Raw genomic sequence first — 8,428 nt, 5'->3', positions numbered from 1 at the left:
CATTCTCTGACTTGTCAACTCGCTTCTTCGGCGAGCCGCCAGATCGGTGGGTGCTGCTCCTCGCTCCGGCCTCTCAGCCTCGCTCGGCGCAACCCTTCAATCTTACCCATCCTCGCTGACCTGTCAAATCGACCTGTCAGATTGGCGGGCGTCGCTCCTCGCTCAGTCTCTCAACCTCGCTCGGCGCAACCCTTCGACCTTACCCACTCTTGCGCTCTTGTCAACTCGCCTTGCCGGCTTGTCTCCCGCTTGAGTGGAGGATCTCAATCGTACATCTTGTCGTCCGCCTCGGCGACCGCGCTTTCGGATGTATTTCCGACCTCGTTCCGGGGGAAGACACTACACGTGCGCACGGGGTGCGGATGACCACATCGGTGTAATTCTCAGCAATGGATCGCGTCTGTCCTGATAAATCGCCGGAAATCTGCCGGAAATCTAGTCAGGGAGTCTCTGAGGGGCCTCATACGAGGTCTCGAGGTCAGTCAGCGCAGCGTCCAGGGCCACGACGAGCACCGAGATCTCGCCCCTCTCGATCATCAGTGGCGGCGCGATGATGACCGCGTCCACGTACCCGCCGGTGGTCGGGTAGACGACCAGCCCGTGCGCGGCGCAAGCGGCGTACAGCGCCGATGCGGTGGCTCCCTGTCTCCGGCCTCCCGCGTCGAGCTCAAGGCCGAGCAGCATCCCGCGCCCGCGGACGTCTGTCACGATCCCATGACGCGTCGCGAGCTCATCGAGCTGCTCGCGCAGGACCGCCGCCGCCCCTCTTCCGCGCGCGATGACGTCCTCCGTCTCGAACACCTCGAGCACCGCGAGCGCCGTCGCTGCGGACAGCGGGTTGCCTGCATAGGTGTGCCCTCCGAGGACCGCTCCCGAGCCCTGCTCGATGGCTGTCAGCACGCGAGAAGAGACCAGCACCGCGGCGATCGGGGTGTATCCGGATCCCAGGCCCTTGCCCATCGCGACCAGGTCCGCCTGAACACCCTCGGCATCGCACGCGAGCACCGTCCCCGTGCGTCCCATGCCAGTCATCACCTCATCGGCGATGAACAGCGCGCCGGTCTCCTCGCAGAGACGCTTGAGGCCGGCGAGGTAGCCGGCTGGATGAGTGTTCGCACCGAGGGTCGCGCCGCCGACCGGCTCGATCATGACGGCCGCCAGGGAGTCCGCATGCTCGTGGATGATCGTCCGGGCCTCCCGCAGCATCGCCTCCGCGTACTCGGTCTCGCTCTGATCGCCCTGGTCGCGCAGCGCGTCACCCGCGGGAAGAGCGGTCATGTCGAGGGCCAGCCCGGCAACCGCCGCCCGCCGAGCGTGGCCCGAGGCCGACAGCGCGCCCAGCGTGCTGCCGTGATAGCCGGCGCGCGCCGTGAGGAAGGTCGTGCGCTGTGGTTCGCCCACCTCTCGCTGGTACTGCAGCGCGAACTGCATCGCGGCCTCGGTCGCCTCGCTGCCTGAGCCCACGAGCCACACCCCGGGGAACCCGCTCATCCGGGAGAGCGTCTCTCCCACGGCCTCGGCGGCCTCGCTGGTGAACGCGCCCCGATGCGCGTATGTCGCCTTCGCCGCCTGAGCCGCGATCGCTTCGACCACGTGCGGGTGGCTGTGCCCGATCGCACTGACGACGGCGCCCGCGCATCCGTCCAGATAGCGGTTGCCCTCGGCGTCCCAGAGCCACACGCCCTCCGCGCGAGCCACGACCGGCGGAGCCGCTCCAAGGGCGTTGTGGATCAGCGGGCCGGGCACGCGCGCCTCCTACAGGACGACGAGGTGGTCGATGTGGATCAGCTCGCGCGCGTAATGCTCGCCGAGCTGCTCGCCGAGGGCGTCGGTGCTGAGCCCCTTCATCTGCTCGGCCTCCTCCGCTGAGAATCCCGCGAAGCCTCGCGCGACGAGTGTCCCGTCCAGCGCCACGAGGTCGACCGGCTCGCCCGCCTCGAAATGGCCGCGGATCTCCACCACTCCTGCGGCGAGCAGCGACGCTCGCCGACTCACCACCGCTCGCACGGCGCCGTCGTCCAGGACGATGCCTCCACGGGTCCGCGCGGCATGGGCGAGCCATTGCAGCCGGGTGGTGTCCCGCTTGCCCGTGGTGACGAACACCGTGCCCACGTCCTGCCCTGCAAGGGCCGCTCCCGCATCGTCCGCGCTCGCAAGCACGACGTGGACGCCGGAGGTGGTCGCGATGGACGCGGCCTCGACCTTGGTGATCATGCCGCCGGTGCCGACGGCGGACCCCCTGCGAGAGATGTCGATACCGCCGAGGTCGTCCGGGCCGTGCACCACGGAGATGCGGTGGGCGCCAGGAGAGCCCGGGGCCGCCGTGTACAGCGCATCCACGTCGGTGAGGAGCACCAGGAGGTCCGCAGCCATGGCGGTCGCGACAAGCGCCGCGAGCCGGTCGTTGTCGCCGAACCGGATCTCGTCGGTGGCGACGGTGTCGTTCTCGTTGATGATCGGGACGACGCCGAGGCTGAGCAACGACTCGAGCGCGCGTCGGGCGTTCCCGTAGTGCGAGCGACGCACCATGTCGTCCGACGTGAGCAGCACCTGACCCACGTCCAGGCCGTGGTGGGCGAACGCCTGGGTGTACGCGTGGATCAGCTTGCCCTGCCCCACCGAGGCTGCCGCCTGCTGAAGCTCAAGGTTCGTCGGGCGCTGGCTCAACCCGAGAGGGCCGATACCGGCGGCGATCGATCCCGACGTCACGAGGATCACCTCGCGCCCCGAGGCGGCCTCATGCGCGAGCACGTCGACGAGAGCGCCGAGGCGCTCCTTGTCGAGGCGGCCCTCATCCCCGGTGAGGGACGAGCTCCCGACCTTGACGACGATGCGCGAGGCACGCGCGACCACGTCTCGCAGGTGCTCGCTCACGTACCCTCCCTGTGGTCGCCGGTCGCGGCCGAGCCGCTCGCGACGAGCCCGGCAAGCCCTATCGTGTCAGAGTTCGTCGTCGTCCTTGGACGGATCGGTCCAGTGCCCGGCGTCGCGCTCGGTCCACAGCTCCTTGCGCGCCTCCGTCTTGGCGTCCATCCGCTCCTTGTGCTCCTGGCGCTTCTCGGCGCGAGTCGCGCGATGCGAACGCTCGTGCTCCTCGATGCGCAGGTCCGAGCCGCGCTGTCCGAGCAGCTCCGCACCCGATGCCATCGTCGGCTCCCAGTCGAAGACGACGCCGCCGTCGCGAGGGCCGATGACGACCTCGCTGCCGGGTACGGCTCCGGCCCGGAAGAGCTGCTCCTCAACGCCGGCTCGCGCGAGACGATCCGCGAGGTAGCCGACCGCCTCGTCGTTGGCGAAGTTGGTCTGGCGCACCCAGCGCTCGACCCTCACACCACGCACCTGGTAGTAGTCCTCGGCGCCGTCACGCACGTGCTTGACCGTGAATCCGGACTCGTCGACCGCCTTCGGGCGCAGGACGATGGGCGCCTTATCGATCTCGGGGATCTTGGCCCGCTCCTCATCCACCATCGCAGCGAGCGCGAACCCGAGCTCGCGCAGCCCCTCGTGGCTCACGGCGCTGACCTCGAAGATCGGCAGCCCGAGCTCCTCGAGATCGGGCCGGACGAGCTGTGCCAGATCGCGGCCGTCGGGAACGTCGATCTTGTTGAGGATGATGATCTGCGGGCGTTCGGCGAGCGGAACCCCGCTGATCGCGTCGTCGGTCGAGTAGGCGCGCAGCTCGCCGGAGATGACCTGCAGGTCCTTCAGCGGGTCACGATCGGTCTCGAGCGTCGCCGTGTCGAGCACATGCGCGATCACCGAGCAGCGCTCGATGTGACGCAGGAAGTCGTGACCGAGCCCCTTGCCCTCCGACGCCCCCTCGATCAGGCCGGGCACGTCGGCCATCGTGAAGCGCTTGCCGCCGGCCTCGACGACGCCGAGGTTGGGGACGAGGGTCGTGAAGGGGTAGTCGGCGATCTTCGGCCGCACCCTGCTCATCGCAGCGATGAGCGACGACTTGCCCGCGCTCGGGTAGCCCACGAGCGCGACGTCGGCGATGGACTTCAGCTCGAGGACGACAGAGGCCTCCTCGCCGGGCTCACCGAGCAGCGCGAAGCCCGGGGCCTTGCGCTTGGTGGTCGCGAGAGCCGCGTTGCCCAGGCCTCCGCGGCCACCCTCGGCGACGACGAGCTCGGCGCCGTCGCCCACGAGATCGGCCAGCACGTCGCCCTCGGGCGACTTCACGATGGTCCCGTTCGGAACGCCGAGGACGAGGTCCGCGGCGTTGGCGCCGTGGCGCATGTCGCCCGCGCCCTGCTTCCCGTTCTCCGCGGACCGATGCGGCGCGTGGTGGTAGTCGAGCAGGGTGGTGACCTGCGGGTCGACGCGCAGCACGACGGAGCCTCCACGGCCCCCGTTGCCGCCGTCGGGACCACCCAACGGCTTGAACTTCTCGCGGTGCACGGATGCGACGCCGTGACCTCCCTTGCCGGCTGCGACGTGCAGGGTCACGCGGTCGACGAAGCTCGCCACGACGACTCCCTTCCTTGTGTGCCGTCACCGGCCGGGATGCGCGTCGGCGGATGAACGCGACGCGTCGGCTCTGGAACGAGCCTAGATACAGGTCAGGGGCGCTGCCTGTCGGCGCGCCCCTGAACCAGAGTTACGTAAGACTGCGTGCGGCTGCTACTCGCCCGCCACGATGTCGACGACCTTGCGGCCACGACGCTGGTTGAACGCCACCGAGCCGGCGGACAGCGCGAACAGCGTGTCGTCCTTGCCGCGGCCGACGTTCTCGCCCGGGTGGAAGTGGGTGCCGCGCTGGCGGACCAGGATCTCACCCGCGTTGACGACCTGACCGCCGAAGCGCTTCACGCCGAGGTACTGCGCGTTGGAATCGCGACCGTTGCGCGAGGAGCTCGCGCCCTTCTTGTGTGCCATGAGTGATCTCCTCGCTTACTTGATGCCCGTGACCTTCAGGCGCGTGAGCTCCTGACGGTGACCGATACGCTTGCGGTAGCCGGTCTTGTTCTTGTACTTGAGGATGTCGATCTTCGGGCCGCGCTCGTCGCGGATGACCTCGGCGGTCACCTTGACCTTGCCCAGCGCCTTGGCGTCCGAGGTGACCTTGTCACCATCGACGAGCAGCACGGGGGCGAGCTCGACGGTGGAGCCGGCCTCGGCCTTGAGACGGTCGACGACGATGACGTCGCCCTCGGAGACCTTCTCCTGGCGGCCACCGGCCTTCACAATCGCGTACACCATGATGTGTCTTTCCTCTTGAAACTCGTGGTCGTGGATCCCGAACGGATCCGGTCCTGCCGCAGCCGCTCCCCAGAGGGCGCAGGCAGGGCTTCGAGGCGCTCGCGCGCCGACGCTCTAGATTACCCGCGTCGGGCCCGCCGGTCAAACTGGCGCGCCTCCTCGCGCGGCGACGTCGCCCGCTCCTGCTTCACGCGGGCTCCCGCAAGGCGCGCGACTCGATCGCCGCGGCCCACTGCATCGTCATGCCGGCGTGGATCCTGCTGACCCGTCGCTGCACCGACGATCCGGTGAGAGCGAGCAAGCACCCCGAGAACGGGTACCTCCCGGTCGCCTCCACCCGGAGCAGCCACTCCACCCCGATCCGGCCGTCCTCGCCGGGAGCATCGTCGACCGTGGTGGTGCTGGTCTGCTCCTCCGTGAAGACACCCCGGCGCCGGGAGACCATCACAAGGGGATCGCTGCTCACCGAGGTGCCAGCGTACGTCTGCCGGAAGGGTCCGTTACGAGCCACCTGGACCCACGTCAGCGGCGCGCCCGACTCTCCTCGAACGACGTCGCGGAACTCGATGCCCATGACCTCGCCCTGAAACACGAGGTCGGACTCGGCCTCGAGCACCTGCTCTCGAGTGGCGGCGAGCCTCGCGGTGAAGCGCGACTCGACCACGACCCCTCCCACGGACGCGCTCAGTCCTGCTCGGCGGCGGCCTCGGAATCAGACGGCGCCTCGGGCAGCTCGATGTCGATGACGGGGATCTCGCCCGCGGCGTCGACGTGCTCGCCCTCGTGGTGAGCCTTCTCCGCGGCTGCAGCGATCGAGGCGAGCGTCGCCTTCACCTGAGCGCGGGCGTCCTCCCGGTCGTCGAGGGCGTGCGTCTCGCCCTTGGCGGGCTCGGCGTGCTGGTGCTCCTCCTGAGGCTTCTGCTGGCTCGGCTGCTTGCTGCCCGAACGGCTGCGGCCGCCACGCGACGAGCGTCGCTGCTCGGGCTGCTTCTCGCTGGCCTCCGCCACCGGCTCGCCGTGGACGAGGAAGCCTCGACCCTTGCAGTGCTCGCAGGTCTCCGAGAACGCCTCGACCAGGCCCTGGCCGACCCGCTTGCGGGTCATCTGCACGAGGCCCAGCGAGGTCACCTCGGCGACCTGATGCTTGGTGCGGTCGCGCCCCAGGCACTCGATGAGTCGACGCAGGACGCGGTCACGGTTGGACTCGAGGAGCATGTCGACGAAGTCGATGACGATGATGCCGCCGATGTCGCGCAGCCTCAGCTGGCGGACGATCTCCTCGGCCGCCTCGAGGTTGTTGAGCGTCATCGTCTCCTCGAGCGTGCCGCCCTTGCCGACGAACTTGCCCGTGTTGACGTCGATGACGGTCATCGCCTCGGTGCGGTCGATGACCAGCGAGCCTCCCGAGGGCAGCCAGACCTTGCGGTCCATGCCCTTGGCGAGCTGCTCGTCGATGCGGCAGTCGGCGAACACGTCGCCCTCGGCCGTGTACTTGTGAAGGCGCTCGGCGAGATCCGGAGCGACCTGGTGCACGTACATCGACAGCGAGTTCCACGTGTCGTCGCCCTGGATGGTGAGCGAGTCGAAGTCCTCGTTGAAGATGTCGCGCACGACGCGGATGGCCATGTCGGGCTCGCCGCGCAGGAGCTTGGGCGCCTTGCCGCTGCCCGCCTCGTCCTGGATGGTCTGCCACTGGCGCTTGAGCCGGTCGACGTCGGCGCGCAGCTCCTCCTCGGAGGCGCCCTCGGCCGCGGTGCGCACGATCACGCCGGCGTCCGACGGGATGACCTCGCGCAGCAGCTTCTTGAGGCGCGCGCGCTCGGTGTCGGGCAGCTTGCGCGAGATGCCGGTGACGCCGCCCGCGGGGACGTACACGAGGAAGCGTCCGGCGAGCGAGATCTGCGACGTGACGCGCGCGCCCTTGTGCCCGATCGGGTCCTTGGTGACCTGCACCATGACCTGGTCGCCGGGCTTGAGCGCGAGCTCGATGCGCTTGGCCTTGCCCTCGAGCCCTGCGGCGTCCCAGTTGACCTCACCGGCGTAGAGCACCGCGTTGCGGCCACGACCGATGTCGACGAACGCGGCCTCCATGCCGGGCAGCACGTTCTGGACACGGCCCAGGTAGACGTTGCCGGCCATCGACTGCTGCGCCTGGTGGGACACGTAGTGCTCGACGAGCACGTCGTCCTCGAGCACGGCGATCTGGACGCGGTGGTCCTTCTCGCGCACGACCATCGATCGCTTCACCGACTCGCGGCGCGCGAGGAACTCCGCCTCGGAGATCACCGGGCGACGGCGTGAGCCGTCGCGGTTGTCACGGCGGCGCTGGCGCTTGGCCTGAAGGCGCGTGGAACCCTGGAGCTGGTCCTCGGCGGGCGCCGACGACGACGAGCCGGAGCGCGAGCCGCGGCTGCGACGGCGGCGACGGCGGGAGGAACCGCCCTCACCTGCCTCACCGCTGTCGGCGTCCGAGGCGTCGGCCTCGGTGGAGTCCGCATCCGCTTGATCGTCGGTCGCGCTCGAATCGACATCGCCGGACTCGGCGTCGGACTCGCCGTTCGCCTCGCCCTCGGGGCGCTTCTTGCCGCGTCCGCGTCCGCCGCGGCGGCGACGGCGACGACCGTTGCCACCGCCCTCGCCGGAGTCGCCGTCGGCGCCCTCCGCGGAAGCCTCATCGCTGCTCGACGGCTCACTGGAGTCGCTCGCCTCGACGGCGTCAGCGGACTGGGCCGCGTCCTGCGCGTCGGCCTTCGGCTTCTTCTTCTTGCCGCTCGACTTCTTCTTGGGCTTGTCAGCCTGCGGCGCCTCGGACCTCTCGGCCTGAGGCGCGGCGATCTCAGCTGCCGGCTCGGGCTTGGTCTCGACCGGCTTCACCTCGACCTGCGGCGGGCCGGCGGGAGCCGAAGCGCGGCGCGACTTCGGCGGCTCGGGCGCCTGGAAGATGAGTGCGGCTGCGGGTGTGGCGTTGTCCTCGCTCAATGCGGGTACCTCAAGGTTCAGGTCGGCCACACCCGACCTCGAACATGTCGTCGGTCGCGGGTCACTGTCTGTGACCGCGGAAGTCTGTCGGTCGCGGCTGACAGCGGCGCCATGCGTGCGCCGCGCCCCCGATGTCGCCGCTGGCGGCGGTAGCCGTGCGGGACCGTGTCAGGACCGGCGGCAGCGCAGTCGCTGCGTCTGTCGCGCGGTTTGCATCCGGTGTGGACGGATGCTGACCTGGCGC

At 69.5% G+C, this 8,428-nt stretch carries 7 protein-coding genes; all 7 read right to left on the bottom strand.

Features of this window, described 5'->3' with window-relative positions; translation table 11 throughout:
* Window positions 1-435: 435 nt before the first annotated feature.
* Complete coding sequence (locus AOP78_RS11505) at window positions 436-1,746, bottom strand: aminotransferase family protein (protein ID WP_062204683.1); 1,311 nt, start codon at window positions 1,744-1,746, stop codon at window positions 436-438.
* A gap of 9 nt (window positions 1,747-1,755) precedes the next feature.
* Window positions 1,756-2,874, bottom strand: a complete 1,119-nt coding sequence (proB, locus tag AOP78_RS11500) for a glutamate 5-kinase (RefSeq protein WP_062204681.1) — start codon at window positions 2,872-2,874, stop codon at window positions 1,756-1,758.
* 66 nt (window positions 2,875-2,940) lie between these two features.
* Window positions 2,941-4,473, bottom strand: coding sequence for a GTPase ObgE (gene obgE, locus AOP78_RS11495; protein WP_062204677.1), 1,533 nt, complete (start codon window positions 4,471-4,473; stop codon window positions 2,941-2,943).
* A 153-nt stretch (window positions 4,474-4,626) separates the two neighbouring features.
* A complete protein-coding gene (gene rpmA, locus AOP78_RS11490; protein WP_062204675.1) occupies window positions 4,627-4,881 on the bottom strand; it encodes a 50S ribosomal protein L27 in 255 nt (84 codons plus the stop codon).
* A 15-nt stretch (window positions 4,882-4,896) separates the two neighbouring features.
* Window positions 4,897-5,205 (bottom strand): 50S ribosomal protein L21, encoded by a 309-nt coding sequence (gene rplU, locus AOP78_RS11485; RefSeq protein WP_062204671.1) that lies wholly within the window; start codon window positions 5,203-5,205, stop codon window positions 4,897-4,899.
* A 187-nt stretch (window positions 5,206-5,392) separates the two neighbouring features.
* Complete coding sequence (locus AOP78_RS11480) at window positions 5,393-5,869, bottom strand: hypothetical protein (protein ID WP_062204667.1); 477 nt, start codon at window positions 5,867-5,869, stop codon at window positions 5,393-5,395.
* A gap of 20 nt (window positions 5,870-5,889) precedes the next feature.
* Window positions 5,890-8,184 carry an Rne/Rng family ribonuclease gene (locus AOP78_RS11475; RefSeq protein ID WP_062204661.1) on the bottom strand — a complete coding sequence of 765 codons (2,295 nt, stop codon included), beginning with the start codon at window positions 8,182-8,184 and terminating at the stop codon, window positions 5,890-5,892.
* Window positions 8,185-8,428: the final 244 nt, after the last annotated feature.

This window comes from Demequina salsinemoris (assembly GCF_000974805.1).
Classification (GTDB): domain Bacteria; phylum Actinomycetota; class Actinomycetes; order Actinomycetales; family Demequinaceae; genus Demequina; species Demequina salsinemoris.
Note: the sequence above shows the minus strand (reverse complement) of the source record. Positions and strands in the feature narration are given on the sequence as shown.

Excerpts from the sequence above, each read along its gene's own strand:
- rpmA (WP_062204675.1), bottom strand. The coding sequence starts at position 4,881 with ATGGCACACAAGAAGGGCGCGAGCTCCTCGCGCAACGGTCGCGATTCC.
- rplU (WP_062204671.1), bottom strand. The coding sequence starts at position 5,205 with ATGGTGTACGCGATTGTGAAGGCCGGTGGCCGCCAGGAGAAGGTCTCC.